This is a genomic window from Burkholderia metallica, from assembly GCF_902832845.1.
Lineage (GTDB): Bacteria > Pseudomonadota > Gammaproteobacteria > Burkholderiales > Burkholderiaceae > Burkholderia > Burkholderia metallica.
Genome location: NZ_CADFDB010000005.1, coordinates 334,471 through 350,483, shown reverse-complemented (window position 1 = coordinate 350,483; position 16,013 = coordinate 334,471). Strand labels below are relative to the sequence as shown.

Annotated in this window: 11 protein-coding genes; 7 read left to right on the top strand and 4 right to left on the bottom strand. The window is 69.1% G+C overall.

From position 1 onward, the window contains the following. Positions 1-42 precede the first annotated feature (42 nt). Together HWX08_RS16985 and HWX08_RS16980 are read right to left on the bottom strand one after the other, a co-directional pair. Complete coding sequence (locus tag HWX08_RS16985) at positions 43-2,127, bottom strand: 3-hydroxyacyl-CoA dehydrogenase NAD-binding domain-containing protein (RefSeq protein WP_069256894.1); 2,085 nt, start codon at positions 2,125-2,127, stop codon at positions 43-45. 190 nt (positions 2,128-2,317) lie between these two features. Then, complete coding sequence (locus tag HWX08_RS16980; RefSeq protein WP_069256895.1) at positions 2,318-3,961, bottom strand: 3-(methylthio)propionyl-CoA ligase; 1,644 nt, start codon at positions 3,959-3,961, stop codon at positions 2,318-2,320. 147 nt (positions 3,962-4,108) lie between these two features. Between HWX08_RS16980 and HWX08_RS16975 the strand changes: the two genes are divergently transcribed. The 5 genes from HWX08_RS16975 (at position 4,109) to HWX08_RS16955 (ending at position 7,924) form a co-directional block, all read left to right on the top strand. Beyond that, positions 4,109-5,677 (top strand): protein adenylyltransferase SelO, encoded by a 1,569-nt coding sequence (locus HWX08_RS16975; RefSeq protein WP_069256896.1) that lies wholly within the window; start codon positions 4,109-4,111, stop codon positions 5,675-5,677. A 44-nt stretch (positions 5,678-5,721) separates the two neighbouring features. Further along, positions 5,722-6,153: a peptide-methionine (R)-S-oxide reductase MsrB gene (msrB, locus tag HWX08_RS16970; protein WP_006478590.1), complete on the top strand. Its 432-nt coding sequence runs from the start codon at positions 5,722-5,724 to the stop codon at positions 6,151-6,153. 129 nt (positions 6,154-6,282) lie between these two features. Next, positions 6,283-6,813, top strand: coding sequence for a septation protein A (locus tag HWX08_RS16965; protein ID WP_069256897.1), 531 nt, complete (start codon positions 6,283-6,285; stop codon positions 6,811-6,813). A 1-nt stretch (position 6,814) separates the two neighbouring features. Then, the gene (locus HWX08_RS16960; protein WP_069256898.1) at positions 6,815-7,123 is read left to right on the top strand and encodes a BolA family protein; all 309 of its coding nucleotides are present in this window, start codon (positions 6,815-6,817) and stop codon (positions 7,121-7,123) included. Between the two features lie 18 nt (positions 7,124-7,141). Continuing rightward, the gene (locus tag HWX08_RS16955) at positions 7,142-7,924 is read left to right on the top strand and encodes a peptidylprolyl isomerase (RefSeq protein ID WP_069256899.1); all 783 of its coding nucleotides are present in this window, start codon (positions 7,142-7,144) and stop codon (positions 7,922-7,924) included. A 176-nt stretch (positions 7,925-8,100) separates the two neighbouring features. Here the strand turns inward: HWX08_RS16955 and HWX08_RS16950 are convergent, their stop codons facing one another. Both HWX08_RS16950 and purL read right to left on the bottom strand, forming a co-directional pair. Beyond that, on the bottom strand, positions 8,101-8,646 hold the full coding sequence (locus HWX08_RS16950) for a GNAT family N-acetyltransferase (protein WP_174920520.1): 546 nt from the start codon (positions 8,644-8,646) through the stop codon (positions 8,101-8,103). 4 nt (positions 8,647-8,650) lie between these two features. Next, positions 8,651-12,715, bottom strand: a complete 4,065-nt coding sequence (purL, locus tag HWX08_RS16945) for a phosphoribosylformylglycinamidine synthase (RefSeq protein WP_069256900.1) — start codon at positions 12,713-12,715, stop codon at positions 8,651-8,653. 332 nt (positions 12,716-13,047) lie between these two features. On the opposite strand from purL, the gene HWX08_RS16940 reads away from it, so the two are divergent. Both HWX08_RS16940 and HWX08_RS16935 read left to right on the top strand, forming a co-directional pair. After that, a complete protein-coding gene (locus HWX08_RS16940) occupies positions 13,048-14,349 on the top strand; it encodes an FAD-dependent oxidoreductase (protein ID WP_174920519.1) in 1,302 nt (433 codons plus the stop codon). Positions 14,350-14,400: 51 nt separating this feature from the next. After that, a complete protein-coding gene (locus tag HWX08_RS16935) occupies positions 14,401-15,942 on the top strand; it encodes an NAD(P)H-hydrate dehydratase (RefSeq protein ID WP_174920518.1) in 1,542 nt (513 codons plus the stop codon). The last annotated feature ends 71 nt before the right edge of the window (positions 15,943-16,013 follow it).

Sequence of the window (16,013 nt, the reverse complement as noted above, 5' to 3'; positions counted from 1 at the left end):
GCGTGTCTCCAGACAGGATCGGCCGCGCGGCGATCCGGCGCGTCAGCCGTTGAACCCGCGGCCGGCCTTCGCCAGCTCCGCGATCGACGGCGCGAGCTGCCACGCGTCGCCGTTCGGTGCGGCCGCATAACGGCGAATCGCGCGCTCGACGTTGTAGAGGCCGACCGTGTCCGCATACAGCATCGGGCCGCCGCGCCACAGCGGGAAGCCGTAGCCGGTCAGGTAGACCATGTCGATGTCGGACGCCTTCGACGCGATCTTCTCCTCGAGGATCTTCGCGCCTTCGTTCACGAGCGCGAACACGAGCCGCTCGACGATCTCGTCGTCGCCGATCTTGCGCCGCTCGACGCCGCGCTCCTTCGAATACGCGACGACCATCTCGTCGACGAGCGACGACGGCTTCGCCTTGCGATCGCCCGGCACGTAGTCGTACCAGCCGGCGCCCGTCTTCTGGCCGAAGCGGCCCTGCTCGCACAGGCGGTCGGCGATCTTCGAATAGTGCAGGTCGGGCTGCTCGACGTAGCGGCGCTTGCGGATCGCCCAGCCGATGTCGTTGCCGGCCAAGTCGCTCATTCGGAACGGCCCCATCGCGAAACCGAATTTCTCGATCGCGCGATCGACCTGCGCGGGCAGCGCGCCTTCCTCGAGCATGAAGAGTGCCTGGCGGATGTACTGCTCGATCATCCGGTTGCCGATGAAGCCGTCGCACACGCCCGACACGACCGCCGTCTTGCGGATCTTCTTCGCAACCGCCATCACGGTGGCGAGCACGTCCTTCGCGGTCTGCGCGCCGCGCACGACCTCGAGCAACTTCATCACGTTCGCCGGGCTGAAGAAGTGCATGCCGACGACGTCCTGCGGGCGCTTCGTGAACGCCGCGATCTTGTCGACGTCGAGCGTCGACGTGTTCGACGCGAGGATCGCGCCCGCCTTCGCCACCTCGTCGAGCTTCCTGAACACCTGCTCCTTCACGCCGAGTTCCTCGAACACGGCCTCGACGATCAGGTCGGCGTCCTTCAGGTCGTCGTAGGACAGCGTCGGCGTGATCAGCGCCATGCGCGCGTCGAGCTTCTCCTGCGTGAGCTTGCCCTTCTTCACCTGCGCGTCGTAGTTCTTGCGGATCGTCGCGACGCCGCGCTCGAGCGCCTCCTGCTTCGTCTCGAGCAGCGTGACGGGCAGGCCCGCGTTGATGAAGTTCATCGCGATCCCGCCGCCCATCGTGCCCGCGCCGATCACGCCGACGCGGCGGATCTCGCGCAGCGGCGTATCGGACGGCACGTCGGGAATCTTGCTCGCCGCGCGCTCGCCGAAGAACGCGTGCCGCAGCGCGCGGCTTTCCGGCGTCATCATCAGCGCGACGAAACCGTCGCGCTCGGCGATGCTGCCCTTGTCGAAGCCGTGCAGCACGCCCGCTTCGATCGCGTCGATACACTTGTGCGGCGCGGGGAAATTCGGTGCGGCGGCCTTCGCGGAATTGCGCGCGAACTGGATGAAGCCCGCGGCGTTCGCATGGACGATCTTGCGATCGCGCACGCGCGGATGCGGGCCGCTCTGCGCCCCGACCTTGCGCGCAAACGCGACGGCCGCGTCGAGCAGGTCGCCGTCGGCCATTTCGTCGAACAGCCCGCTCTTCGCGAGTTGCTCGGACGGCACCGGCGCGCCCGACACGATCATGTTCAGCGCGGTCTCGAGCCCCACCGCGCGCGGCAGGCGTTGCGTGCCGCCCGCGCCCGGCAGCAGGCCGAGCTTCACCTCGGGCAGCGCGACCTGCGCGCCGGGCGCCGCGACGCGGTAGTGCGCGCCGAGCGCGAGCTCGAGGCCGCCGCCCATCACGACGCTGTGCAGCGCCGCGACGACGGGCTTCGCGCTCGCCTCCACCGCGCGGATCACGGTGTGCAGCGTCGGCTCCTGCAGCGCCTTCGGCGTGTTGAATTCGGTGATGTCGGCGCCGCCCGAGAATGCGCGTCCCGCGCCGGTCAGCACGATGGCCGTGACCGACGGGTCCTGCGCGGCGCGATCGAGCGCGTCCATGACGCCCTGACGGGTCGACAGGCCGAGCCCGTTGACGGGCGGATTGTTGAGCGTAAGGACGGCCACGCCGTCGCGAGTCGAGTAATCCACTGCCATCTGCCTGCCTCCATGCATCGCGCGCCGGGGTGGCTGCGCTTCATTGTGCGCGGTCGAACAGCCGCATGTCCAAATGAACTGAGGCAGCATACAACGAAAAAGCACGGTCGTTCAATTTGATTTTGTATTCCCGATCCGGGGTCGGATCGGGCGACCGGCTCGCGGGCCGCTTCCGGCCCGGACGACGACGTTACGGCTCGCAGACCGCCGTCGGCAACACGTAATCGCGGAACGTCTCGCGCAGCTTCAGCTTCTGCAGCTTGCCGGTCGCGGTGTGCGGCAGCGATTCGACGAACACGACGTCGTCGGGAATCCACCATTTCGCGACCTTGCCTTCGTAGAACGCGAGCAGCGCGTCGCGGGTCAGGTTCGCCCCTTCGCGCGGCACCACGACGAGAAGCGGCCGCTCGGTCCATTTCGGGTGCGCGCAGGCGATGCAGGCGGCCTCGGCGACACCCGGGTGCGCGATCGCGACGTTCTCGACGTCGATCGAGCTGATCCACTCGCCGCCGGACTTGATCACGTCCTTGCTGCGGTCGGTGATCTGCAGGAAGCCGTCGGGGTCGATCGTCGCGACGTCGCCGGTCGGGAACCAGCCGTCCGACAGCGGCGACGTATCGCCGCGAAAGTAGTGGTCGATCACCCACGGGCCGCGCACCTGCAATTCGCCGAACGCGACACCGTCCCACGGCAGCTCGCGGCCGTCCTCGCCGACGATCCGCATGTCGACACCGCAGATCACGCGCCCCTGCTTCTCGAGCAGCTTGCGCTGCGCGTCGAGCGGCCGCTGCGACTGCGCCCAGTTGAGCTTCGCAAGCGTGCCGAGCGGCGACAGTTCGGTCATCCCCCACGCGTGGATCACGCGCACGCCGTATTCGTCCTCGAAGGTGCGCAGCATCGCGGGCGGGCACGCGGAGCCGCCGATCACCGTGCGGTTCAGCGTCGAGAAACGCACGCCGGCTTCGCGCATGTAGTTGAGCAGGCCGAGCCACACGGTCGGCACGCCCGCGGAGAACGTCACGCGCTCGGCTTCCATCAGCGCGTACAGCGATTTCCCGTCGAGATCCTTGCCCGGCAGCACGAGCTTGCCGCCGGTGAGCGGCACCGCGTACGGCAGCCCCCATGCGTTGACGTGGAACATCGGCACGACGGGCAGCACCGCGTCCATCGCGGACAGGTTCATCGCGTCGGGCAGCGCGGCGCCGTACGCGTGCAGGACGGTCGAGCGGTGCGAATACAGCACGCCCTTCGGGTTGCCGGTCGTGCCCGACGTGTAGCAGAGCCCCGACGCCTGCTGCTCGTCGAGACGCGGCCAGTCGTAGCGGCCGTCTTCCGCTTCGACGAGCGTTTCGTAGCAGAGGAACGGTGTCGTGCCGGCAGGCAGGTGCGCGGCGTCCGTCATCGCGATCCAGCCTTTCACGTGCGGGCATTGCGGCGCGATGGCATCGACGAGCGGCGCGAAATTGATGTCGAAGAAGACGTAGCGGTCTTCCGCGTGATTGACGATGTACGCGATCTGCTCGGGAAACAGGCGCGGATTGATCGTGTGGCACACGGCACCCATGCCGCCGATCCCGTAATACGCTTCCAGATGCCGGTAGCCGTTCCATGCGAGCGTGCCGACGCGATCGCCGGTTTCGACGCCGAGCCGCGCGAGCGCCTGCGCCAGCTGCTTCGCGCGGCGTTCGCAATCGCGGTACGTGTAGCGATGCAGATCGCCTTCCACGCGCTTCGACACGATCTCGGTGTCGCCGGCGTGTCGCGCGGCATGCGAAATCAGCGAGGACACCAGCAACGGCATGTCCATCATCTGGCCCAGCAACGGCTTACCCATCGTCTTGTTCTCCGTGAGGATGCGAATCGGTGCCTGTGCCGCGCGCCCGCATGGCGGCCCCGGACGGGCGCCGGGCCCGGTGCGCGGGCCGCCATGCGGGCGGCGCGGCGCCGCCTTACAATATCGGCTTACCCAGAGGCGCTCAACATGTCGTTTTCCCGAAGCGCAGCCGATCCGGCTGACACCCTCCCCGACCTCGCCGCCACGCTCGGCGCGCCCGCCGCCGGCGCATTCGTCGCGCTCGGCGACGCGTTTCATACGCGACTGCCGGCCGCGCCGCTCGCCGCGCCGTACGTCGTCGGCTTTTCCGGCGAAGTCGCGCAGCTGCTCGACCTGCCGCCGTCGATCGCCGCGCAGCCCGGCTTCGCCGAGCTGTTCGCCGGCAACCCGACGCGCGACTGGCCCGCGCACGCGATGCCGTATGCATCGGTGTATTCCGGCCACCAGTTCGGTGTATGGGCCGGCCAGCTCGGCGACGGCCGCGCGCTGACGATCGGCGAGCGCACCGGCACGGACGGCCGCCGCTACGAGCTGCAGCTCAAAGGCAGCGGCCGCACGCCGTACTCGCGGATGGGCGACGGCCGCGCGGTGCTGCGCTCGTCGATCCGCGAATTCCTGTGTTCGGAAGCGATGCATCACCTCGGCATTCCGACCACGCGCGCGCTGACCGTGATCGGCTCCGACCAGCCGGTGGTGCGCGAGGAGATCGAGACGTCGGCAGTCGTCACGCGCGTGTCGGAGAGCTTCGTGCGCTTCGGCCACTTCGAGCACTTCTTCTCGAACGATCGCCCCGATCTGCTGCGCCAGCTCGCCGATCACGTGATCGACCGCTTCTACCCGGACTGCCGCCGCGCCGACGATCCGTACCTCGCGCTGCTCGAAGCCGCGACGCTGCGCACGGCCGACCTCGTCGCGCAGTGGCAGGCCGTCGGCTTCTGCCACGGCGTGATGAACACCGACAACATGTCGATCCTCGGCGTGACGATCGACTACGGCCCGTTCGGCTTCGTCGATGCGTTCGACGCGAACCACATCTGCAACCACTCCGATAACGGCGGCCGCTACGCGTACCGGATGCAGCCGCGCATCGCGCACTGGAACTGCTACTGTCTCGCGCAGGCGCTGCTGCCGCTGATCGGGCTGCAGCACGGCATCGCCGACGACGATGCGCGCGCCGAGCGTGCGGTGGAGGACGCGCAGGCCGTGCTCGCGAAGTTCCCGGAGCGCTTCGGCCCCGCGCTCGAACGCGCGATGCGCGCGAAGCTCGGCCTCGCGCTCGAACGCGAAAACGATGCGGAACTCGCCAACAAGCTGCTCGAGACGATGCATGCGAGCCATGCGGATTTCACGCTGACGTTCCGCCGGCTCGCGCAGATCTCGAAGCACGATGCGAGCCGCGACGCGCCCGTGCGCGACCTGTTCATCGACCGCGACGCGTTCGACGCCTGGGCGAACCTCTACCGCGCGCGGCTGTCCGAGGAAACGCGCGACGACGCCGCACGTGCGGCCGCGATGAATCGCGCGAACCCGAAATACGTATTGCGCAACCATCTGGCCGAAGTCGCGATCCGGCGCGCGAAGGAAAAGGATTTTTCGGAAGTCGAGCGGCTCGCGCAGATCCTGCGCCGGCCGTTCGACGAACAACCGGAGCATGAAGCGTATGCGGCGTTGCCGCCCGACTGGGCCGGGTCGCTCGAAGTGAGCTGCTCGTCGTGAGCCCCGACCCGCGCGTATCGACCGACCGATCAGGAGAACCCCACATGTCCCACGATTCCGACGACAAGACCTTCCCGTACCAGAAGGACGACGCCGAACTGCGCCGCCGGCTCACGCCGATGCAGTACGAGGTCACGCAGCACGCGGCGACCGAACGCGCGTTCACCGGCGAATACACCGACACCGAGGATGCCGGCATCTACAAATGCGTCGTCTGCAGCACGCCGCTGTTCGAATCCGGCGCGAAGTTCCACTCGGGCTGCGGCTGGCCCAGCTATTTCAAGCCGCTCAACGGCGAGGTGATCGACGAAAAGGTCGATTACTCGCACGGGATGGTGCGCGTCGAGGTGCGCTGCAACCACTGCGGCGCGCATCTCGGCCACGTCTTCGAGGACGGCCCGCGCGACAAGACCGGTTTGCGGTACTGCATCAATTCGGCTGCGTTAAACTTCGAGTCCCGACCCGAAAACGAATGAGCGGCGCCGGGCGGACCGGCCGGGCAGCCAGCCTCGGGCCGGCCGCCCCGCTTCGCTCCGGCGGTGCCTGGCGGGTCCCTACAACGGTGAACGGCCGCGCAAGCGGCCTTTCACGCAGCTGCGAGCGCCATGAAATTCCTGTTCGATCTGTTTCCGATCATCCTGTTTTTTGCCGCCTTCAAGGTCTGGGGCATCTTTACCGCCACTGCCGTCGCGATCGTCGCGACGCTGGCCCAGGTCGCGTGGGTGGCCTTCCGGCACCGGAAGGTCGACACGATGCTGTGGGTCAGCCTCGGCGTGATCGTCGTGTTCGGCGGCGCCACCCTCGTCCTGCATGACGAGAAATTCATTCAATGGAAACCGACTGTGCTGTACTGGCTGTTTGCGATCGGGCTGCTCGCCGCGCGCTATGCGTTCGGCAAAAACCTGATCGAGAAGATGATGGGCAAGCAGCTCACGCTGCCGCACCCGGTGTGGGACAAGCTGAACGTGGCCTGGGCGCTGTTCTTCGCGGTGCTCGGCGTCGCGAACCTGTACGTGGTGCACAACTTCACCGAATCGCAGTGGGTGAACTTCAAGCTGTTCGGCACGACGGGCGCGATGGTCGTATTCATCATCCTGCAGAGCCTGTGGCTCACGAAATACATGAAGGACGAGTGACATGACGGACGCCTTTCTCCACGCGTCGCCCGACGAGCGCATCGCGCTGATCGAAGCGCGCCTCACGGCCTCGCTGGCCCCGCTGTCGCTCACCGTGCGCGACGACAGCGCGCAGCACGCGGGCCACGCCGGCGCGTCCGCCGGCGGCCACTTCACGGTCACGATCGTGTCGGCCGCCTTCGCGGGCAAGCCGCGCGTCGCGCGGCACCGGCTGGTGTATGATGCGCTCGCTGATGCGATGCAGCGCGGCATTCACGCGCTCGCGATCGTGGCTTATACGCCCGAAGAATTCAACGAATCTTCAATCTAGTCTCATTAGGAATTCCCGATGATCCTGAAATCCCCCCGCCTGTGGGTCGCGGCGGCTGCCTTTGCAGCGGCACCGGCATTTGCCCAGAACATCGCCGTCGTCAACGGCACGCCGATTCCGAAATCGCGCGCCGACGCGATGGTTGCGCAGCTCGTCCAGCAAGGCCAGACCGACAGCCCGCAACTGCAGCAGGCCGTGCGCCAGGAACTCGTGAACCGCGAAATCCTGATGCAGGAAGCGATTCGCGAAGGCATCCCGAACCGTCCGGACGTGAAGGCGCAGGTCGCCGTCGCGCAGCAGACCGTCGTGCTGCGTTCGATGATCGAGAGCTTCCTGAAGAAGAACCAGCCGACCGACGCCGAAGTGAAGGCGCGCTACGACGATCTCGTCAAGGGCGCAGGCGGCAATCGCGAATACCATCTGCACCACATCCTCGTCGACAACGAGCAGCAGGCGAAGGACCTGATCGCGAAGATCAAGGCCGGCGCGAAGTTCGAGGATCTCGCGAAGCAATACTCGAAGGATCCGGGTTCGGGCAAGAACGGCGGCGATCTCGACTGGTCCGATCCGAAGGCGTACGTGCCGGAATTCGCGGCGGCCGCGCAGAAGCTGCAGAAAGGCCAGATGACCGACACGCCGGTGAAGACGCAGTTCGGCTGGCACATCATCCGCGTCGACGACATCCGCGACATCGCGCCGCCGCCGTTCGACCAGGTGAAGGCGCAGATCGCGCAGCAGCTCGTGCAGCAGAAGCTGCAGGCGTTCGAGGAAGGTCTGCGTCAGCAGGCAAAGATCCAGTAACGCCGGCGCTCGTCGCCACTGCATCGAAAAGCCGCTCTTCGGAGCGGCTTTTTCTTTTCCCGTGCACTGCCTGCGGGTGCGTCACGATGCGCTTGCTTGCAGTCCAGCAAAAAAGAAAAGGCCGCTCCAAAGAGCGGCCTTTTCCGTGCCGGATTCGCGCGCACCGCAAGCGCAGGCTACGCGGGATAGAACACGTCGTGATAGCGAACGTCGCCCGACGGCCGCGGCGCCGAATCGTCGAGCGACAGCGCGAGGAAATACGCGGGCGGCACGCCCGGGAACACGATGTCGCCGGACGGCGCAAAGCCGAAGCGCCCATAGTACGCGGGGTCCCCGAGCAACACGCAGCCGCGCGCGCCGAGCCGACGCAGCGCGTCGAGCCCCGTGCGCACGAGCCCCGCGCCGACGCTCTGCCGCTGGCAGTCGGGCAGCACCGCGAGCGGCGCCAGTCCGTACCAGCGCTGGCTGCCGGACGGCTCGCCACCGATCGACACCGGCGAGAACGCGACATGCCCGATCAGACGGCCTTCGCGCTCCGCGACGAGCGACACGCCCAGCGCACCGTCCGCACGCAGCGTATCGACGATCCGCCGTTCGAACTGCCCGCCTTGCGGCGCAAGCGCGAACGCGGCGACGATCACGCGGCCGATCGCGTCGGCCTCGCTCGCGCGCGCATCGCGCAGCGTGACGACCTCGACCGGTGCGTGCGGGTCGAACATCATCCGATCAGCCGATCCAGCGGCGCGCGTTGCGGAACACGCGCATCCACGGGCTCGCTTCACCCCAGCTTTCCGGGTGCCAGCTCATCGTGACCGTACGGTGCACGCGCTCCATGTGCGGCATCAGCACCGAGAAGCGGCCGTCGGCCGTCGTGACCGACGTGATGCCGGCCGGCGAGCCGTTCGGGTTGAACGGATAGCGCTCGGTCGCTTCGCCGCGGTGGTCGACGTAACGCATCGCGACCGCGACACGATCGATGTCGCCCTGCTGCGAGAAGTCCGCATAGCCTTCGCCGTGCGCGACCGCGACCGGAATCCGCGAGCCTTCCATCCCCGCGAAGAAGATCGACGGCGACTTCTGCACTTCGACGAACGAGAAGCGCGCCTCGAACTGCTCGGACTTGTTGCGCGTGAACTTCGGCCAAGCTTCCGCGCCCGGGATCATCGACGCGAGGCTCGACAGCATCTGGCAGCCGTTGCAGATGCCGAGCGCGAACGTGTCGGGACGGGCGAAGAACGCCGAGAACATGTCGGCGAGGTTCGCGTTGAAGCGGACCGTCTTCGCCCAGCCTTCGCCCGCGCCCAGCACGTCGCCGTACGAGAAGCCGCCGCAGGCGACCGCACCCGCGAAATCGGCGAGCGTTGCACGGCCGGCGAGCAGGTCGCTCATGTGCACGTCGTGCGCATCGAAGCCCGCGCGATCGAACGCATAAGCGGTTTCCAGATGCGAGTTCACGCCCTGCTCGCGCAGGATCGCGACGCGCGGCCGGGCGCCCGTCGAGATGAACGGCGCGGCGATGTCGTCGGCCGGATCGAAACTCAGCACCGGCGAGATGCCCGGATCGGCCGCGTCGAGCAGCGCGTCGTATTCGGCATCCGCGCAGGCGGGGTTGTCGCGCAGGCGCGCGATGCGCCAGCTCACTTCGCTCCACGCGCGATGCAGTTCGACGCGCGGCGCGTCGAAGATCTTCTTCGCGTCGCGGTACACCTCGATCACGTCGCGATCGTTGACCGAGCCGATCACGTGCGAGCACGCCGACAGGCCGAACTCGCGCAGCGTGCCGAGCACCGCGTCACGGTCGGCCGCGCGCACCTGCACGACGGCGCCGAGCTCTTCGGAGAACAACGCGCGCAGCGTGCGATCCTCGCGACGGCCGCTCGTCTGCTTCGCCCAGTCCTTCGCGTCGCCGTAGTCGGATTCGTGATTCGGGTCGAGCGTCAGCATGTCGACGTTCAGCGACACACCCGCGTGGCCCGCGAACGCCATTTCGCACACCGTCGCCCACAGGCCGCCGTCCGAGCGGTCGTGGTACGCGAGCAGCTTGTCCTGCGTATTGAGCTGCTGGATCGCATCGAAGAAGCGCTTCAGGTCTTGCGCATCGTCGACGTCCGGCGTCGTGTCGCCGACCTGCTGCGTGACCTGCGCGAAGATGCTGCCGCCCATCCGGTTCTTGCCGCGGCCGAGATCGATCGCGATCAGCACGCTGTCGCCCGCGTCGGCGATGCGGCGCAGTTGCGGCGTCAGGTGACGGCGCACGTCTTCCACCGGCGCGAACGCGGAGATGATCAGCGACACCGGCGACACCACTTCCTTCGCGACGCCCTGCTCGTCCCACTTCGTCTTCATCGACAGCGAATCCTTGCCGACCGGGATGCCGATCCCGAGCGCCGGGCACAGCTCCATGCCGATCGCCTTGACCGTATCGAACAGCGCGGCGTCTTCGCCGGCCGTGCCGCATGCGGCCATCCAGTTCGCCGACAGCTTCAGCTTGTCGAGCGACGCGATCGGCGCGCTCGCGATGTTCGTGATCGCTTCGCCGACCGCCATGCGGCCCGAAGCCGGCGCGTCGATCACGGCGAGCGGCGTGCGCTCGGCCATCGTCATCGCCTCGCCCTTGAAGCCCGCGTAGTCGAGCGCGGTGACCGCGCAATCGGCCACCGGCACCTGCCACGGGCCGACCATCTGGTCGCGCACCGACGTGCCGCCGACCGAGCGGTCGCCGATCGTGATCAGGAACGACTTGCTGCCGACCGTCGGGTGCTTCAGCACGTCGAGCGCCACTTCCGACAGCGCGATGCCCGTCACGTCGACGGGGGCGCGCTCGGTCGCCACGCGCGTGACGTCGCGGTGCATGCGCGGCGGCTTGCCGAGCAGCACTTCCATCGGCATGTCGACCGGGTATGCGTCGGCGCCCGTCGCTTCGTCGTCGACGAGCTTCAGCTGGCGCTCGTCGGTCGCGACGCCGACCACCGCGAACGGGCAGCGCTCGCGTGCGCAGATCGCCTCGAAGCGCGGCAGGTCGGCCGGCGCGATCGCCAGCACGTAGCGCTCCTGCGCTTCGTTCGACCAGATTTCGCGCGGCGACAGGCCCGATTCCTCGAGCGCGATCTTGCGCAGTTCGAAGCGCGCACCCTTGCCCGCGCCGTCGACGATTTCCGGGAACGCGTTCGACAGGCCGCCCGCGCCGACGTCGTGGATGCTCAGGATCGGGTTTTCCGCGCCGAGCTGCCAGCAGCCGTTGATCACTTCCTGCGCGCGACGCTCGATTTCCGGGTTGCCGCGCTGGACCGAGTCGAAGTCGAGTTCGGCCGTGTTCGCGCCGGTCGCCATCGAGCTCGCGGCACCGCCGCCCATGCCGATCCGCATGCCCGGGCCGCCGATCTGGATCAACAGCGAGCCGGCCGGCACGTCGTGCTTGTGCGTATGTTGATCGGCAATGTTGCCGAGGCCGCCCGCGATCATGATCGGCTTGTGATAGCCGCGCACCTGGCCGCCGACGTTCTGCTCGTACACGCGGAAATAGCCGCCGAGGTTCGGCCGGCCGAATTCGTTGTTGAACGCGGCGCCGCCGAGCGGGCCGTCGATCATGATCTGCAGCGGCGACGCGATGCGATCCGGGCGGCCGTACGGGCCGTGCGGCTCGTTCGGGTTGCGCTCGGCCATCGGCTGCGCCGCGTCGCGGTCGTTTTCCCACGGCTGGCGGGCGTCCGGCAGGTCGAGGTTCGACACCGTGAAGCCGGTGAGGCCGGCCTTCGGACGCGCCCCGCGGCCCGTCGCGCCTTCGTCGCGGATCTCGCCGCCTGCGCCGGTCGCCGCACCCGGGAACGGCGAGATCGCCGTCGGGTGGTTATGCGTCTCGACCTTCATCAGCGTGTGCGTGAGCTCGGTGTGGCGGCCGTAGCGCTCGCCCGGCTCGCCGGCCGCGCCCGCGTTGCGCGGGAACCAGCGTTCGGCTTCGGCGCCGGCCATGATCGACGAGTTGTCCGAATACGCGACGATCGTGCCCTGCGGGCTCAGCTTCTCGGTGTTGCGGATCATCGCGAACAGCGACATGTCCTGCGCTTGCCCGTCGATCGTCCACTGCGCGTTGAAGATCTTGTGACGGCAGTGTTCGCTGTTCGCCTGCGCGAACATCATCAGTTCGACGTCGGTCGGGTTGCGTTCGAGCTTGCGGAACGCGTCGACCAGGTAGTCGATTTCGTCGTCGGCGAGCGCGAGGCCCAGCTCGACGTTCGCGCGCTCGAGCGCACCGCGGCCGACGCCCAGTACGTCAACGGTCGACAGCGGCTTGGCCGGCAGTTCATCGAACAGGTGCTTCGCGTCGTCGCGCGACGCGACCACGCTTTCGGTCATCCGGTCATGCAGCGCGGCCGCGACGGCTGCGCGCGCATCGTCCGACAGCGCCTTCTTGCCGCCGAGCAGGCCCGACTTCAGCGTGACCGTGAATTCGACACCGCGCTCGATGCGGCGCACGTGCGTGAGGCCGCAGTGCTGCGCGATGTCCGTCGCCTTGCTCGCCCACGGCGAGACCGTGCCGAAGCGCGGCAACACGACGAAGGTCTCGGCCGTGCCCTTCTCGGCCGCCGGCTCGAACGGCGCGCCGTAATGCATCAGCGCATCGATGCGCGCGCTGTCGTCGGCCGACAGCGGCTCGGCCGCATTGACGAAGTGCAGGAACTGCCCGCGCACCGCGACGATGTTGGCGTCGATTTGCCTGAGCGTATCGAGCAGACGGGTTTGACGGAAATCGGAGAGGGCCGAAGCGCCGGGAAAACACGAGAAGTGAGCCATGGGCTGGACTGACGTCGATGAGTCGCGCGAGGTGGCGACGTGGGGCGAAAGGAAGGCCGTAATTATACCCGGAAGTCGGTCGTCCCAGACCGGCCGATCGGCAGCCCGCGTGCACCGCAACCGTGCCGCGGTGCGCGCCGTTCACGGACCGCCCGCCGGCCCGCCCCGCGCGGGCACGGCAGCCGGCGGCCGTGGTGCGGCCGCACGGTCCGCGCTCGCCCGACGCCGGTTCCCGCGCTTTTGGCGCTATCATTCCGGGTTCACCGGGCCGGGGCCCTCAGCGAATTCTCATCCGGGCGGCGCCTGCGCGCCGCCCGTCATCGAAGCAATCCATGGATGTCATCGTCATCGGCGGCGGAATCAGCGGCGTCGCCACCGCCTACCAGCTGCGCGCGGCCGGCCATCGCGTATGCGTGGTCGAACGCCACGCGACCGTCGCGCAGGGCGCGACCTACGGCGACGGCGGCGCGCTGCTGCCGAGCCCGCTCGACGTCTGGTTCGGCCCGACCTTCATGCGCCAGCGCCAGTCGCGCGACAGCGGCATCGTCTACAAGCCGGGCTTCAACGGCGGCGTGCGCCGCTTCGTCAAGCAGCTCGGCATGCTGCGCGAGCCCGACGCGTTCGCCGCGCAATACGCACGGCTGCGCCCGCTGATCGACGCGTCGCGCGACACGCTCGCCGACATCGAGACGCGCCTCGCACTCGAATTCGAGCAGAAGCCCGGCATCCTGCACGTCGTGCGCGAAACGCGCGACTGGGACGCGCTGCAGCCGGCGCTCGACCTGCTGCGCACGCTCGACCAGCCGTACCGGCTGCTCTCCGCCGACGAATGCGCGGTGCTCGAGCCGTCCGTGCCGGCCGAACCCGGCTTCGCCGGCGGCGTGCTGCTCGAGACCGAACGCACCGGGAATTGCCCGCTGTTCGCGAAACTGCTCAAACAGACGCTCGACGAGCATGGCGTGCTGTTTCGCTTCGGCGCGGAAGTCGCCGCGATCCGCGTCGACACGGGCCGCGCCGCCGTCGAACTCGTCCCGACCGGCGACCGGCGCGCGTCGAATGCCCGCGAGGTCGACGTGATTTCCGCCGACGCGATCGTGGTCGCCGCCGGCGCCGGCAGCCTCCCGCTGCTCGACCGGCTCGGCTGGCGCCTGCCGCTGCACCCGGTGCGCGTCCATACGCTCACCGCGCCGATCGCCTACGAAGAACACTCGCCGCACCTGAACGTCATCGATTCGATCAAGCGGATCTCGATCACGCGCACCCACCAGCGGTTGCGCGTCGGCGGCAGCGCCGTGCTGCAGAGCCTGCCCGACACTGCGAAGCCGCTCGCCGAGCCGCTGTCCGAGGCAGCGCTCGCGCTGCTCGGCCAGGCCGTCCACGACTGGGTGCCCGGCGCCGCGAAAATCTCGGCCGCGTTGTCGTGGCAAGGCACGCAGCTGCTGTCGCCGGACGGCCTGCCGGTCGTCGGTCCGACCCCGCATCCGCGCGTGTTCGTCAATTTCGGGCACGGGCCGGCCGGCTGGGGCCTCGCGTGCGGGTCTGCTAAAGTGGTGACCGACTATCTGGGCGGCGACGTGCAGCACTGGCCCGCCGACACGCTCGCCGCGCTGCGCGCCGCGCGCTTCACGACCTGACCGCCGCGGGCCCGTCTGCGGCGGCCTCCTTGCCAGCTGCCACGACCCGCGATGACCGTGACCCTCCCGTTTCCCGATTCCGATCCAGTCGCGCTGCTGCGCGTCGCCGACCTGCGCGCTGCGGAGGCCGCCGCCGCGGCGCTGCCGCCGCACACGCTGATGGGCCGGGCCGGCGCCGCCGCCGCGCGCTGGCTGTCCGAGCGCGCCGCCGGCGACGACCGCCCCGTCTGGTTTGCGGTCGGCCCCGGCAACAACGGCGGCGACGCGCTCGTTGCCGCCGCGCACCTTCAGCAGCTCGGCGTCGCGACGCAGGCCTGGATGCCGGTGCCGGTCAAACCGGACGACGCGCAATGGGCGCTCGGACTCGCGCGCGCCGCCGGCGTGCCATTGTCGGCCACGCCGCCGGCCTCGCTGGACGGCTATGCGTGGGTCGTCGACGGGCTGTTCGGCATCGGTCTCGGCCGCGCGCTCGACGGCGTGTTCGCCGAGCAGGCGGTTCGCATCGCCGCGCATGCGCGCAGCGGCGGCCGCGTGCTCGCGCTCGACGTGCCGAGCGGCCTCGACAGCGATACGGGCCGGATCGTCGGCGCGGGTGCGGCCGTCGTCGCCACGCATACCCTCACGTTCATCGGCGCGAAGCCGGGCCTCTATACCGGCGAAGGCCGCGACCTCGCCGGCGAGATCGACGTCGCATCGCTCGACGTCGCGCCGCCCGCCACGCCGGCCATCGTGCTGAACACGCCCGCGCGGTTCGCCGCCGCGCTGCCCGCGCGCGCATTCGCGTCCCACAAGGGCACGTTCGGCAGCGTCGCGGTGCTCGGCGGCGATACGGGCATGTGCGGCGCGCCGATCCTGGCCGCCCGCGCCGCGCTGTTCGCGGGTGCCGGCAAGGTGCACGTCGGCTTCCTCGGCGCCGGAGCGCCGCCGTACGATCCGCCGTTCCCCGAACTGATGCTGCATCCGGCCGACACCGTCGAGCTCGGCGCGATGACCGCGATCGCGGCCGGCTGCGGGCTCGGCACGCGCGAGGCGGCGGCGACGCTCGTGCGCAACGCGCTCGCGCACGACGCCGCGACGCTGCTCGACGCCGACGCCCTGAACCTCGTCGCCACCCATGCGGATCTCGCGACGTCCGTCGCCGCACGCGGCGCGCGCGGCAATCCGTGCGTGCTCACCCCGCACCCGCTCGAAGCCGCGCGCCTGCTCGGCAGCGACACCGAAGCTGTGCAGCGCGACCGCGTCGCGGCCGCGCAGGCGCTCGCCGCGCGTTATGCGGCGAACGTCGTGCTGAAAGGCTCGGGCACGGTGATTGCAGCGCCCGACGGCCGCGTGACGATCAATCCGACCGGCAACGCGGCGCTCGCCACCGGCGGTACTGGCGACGTGCTCGGCGGGCTGATCGGCGCGTTGCTCGCGCAGCGCGTCGCGCCGTATGAAGCGGCGCTCGCGGGCGTCTACCTGCACGGCCTCGCGGCCGACACGCTGACCGCGCACGGCACGGGGCCGGCCGGACTCACGGCGGGCGAGCTCGCGCCGATGGTGCGCACGCTGATCAATCGCCTTTTTTACCCGTCGCCGCGCGCCGACACGTAACGCCGCTATACTGACTGCCCCGCCGCACGGCGGGCCTTCTCGTCCGCCGGCCTTCCGATCCCGATGAGCCG

Excerpts from the sequence above, each read along its gene's own strand:
- msrB (WP_006478590.1), top strand. The coding sequence starts at position 5,722 with ATGTCCCACGATTCCGACGACAAGACCTTCCCGTACCAGAAGGACGAC.
- HWX08_RS16980 (WP_069256895.1), bottom strand. The coding sequence starts at position 3,961 with ATGGGTAAGCCGTTGCTGGGCCAGATGATGGACATGCCGTTGCTGGTG.
- HWX08_RS16985 (WP_069256894.1), bottom strand. The coding sequence starts at position 2,127 with ATGGCAGTGGATTACTCGACTCGCGACGGCGTGGCCGTCCTTACGCTC.
- HWX08_RS16935 (WP_174920518.1), top strand. The coding sequence starts at position 14,401 with ATGACCGTGACCCTCCCGTTTCCCGATTCCGATCCAGTCGCGCTGCTG.
- HWX08_RS16940 (WP_174920519.1), top strand. The coding sequence starts at position 13,048 with ATGGATGTCATCGTCATCGGCGGCGGAATCAGCGGCGTCGCCACCGCC.
- purL (WP_069256900.1), bottom strand. The coding sequence starts at position 12,715 with ATGGCTCACTTCTCGTGTTTTCCCGGCGCTTCGGCCCTCTCCGATTTC.
- HWX08_RS16975 (WP_069256896.1), top strand. The coding sequence starts at position 4,109 with ATGTCGTTTTCCCGAAGCGCAGCCGATCCGGCTGACACCCTCCCCGAC.
- HWX08_RS16950 (WP_174920520.1), bottom strand. The coding sequence starts at position 8,646 with ATGATGTTCGACCCGCACGCACCGGTCGAGGTCGTCACGCTGCGCGAT.
- HWX08_RS16965 (WP_069256897.1), top strand. The coding sequence starts at position 6,283 with ATGAAATTCCTGTTCGATCTGTTTCCGATCATCCTGTTTTTTGCCGCC.
- HWX08_RS16960 (WP_069256898.1), top strand. The coding sequence starts at position 6,815 with ATGACGGACGCCTTTCTCCACGCGTCGCCCGACGAGCGCATCGCGCTG.
- HWX08_RS16955 (WP_069256899.1), top strand. The coding sequence starts at position 7,142 with ATGATCCTGAAATCCCCCCGCCTGTGGGTCGCGGCGGCTGCCTTTGCA.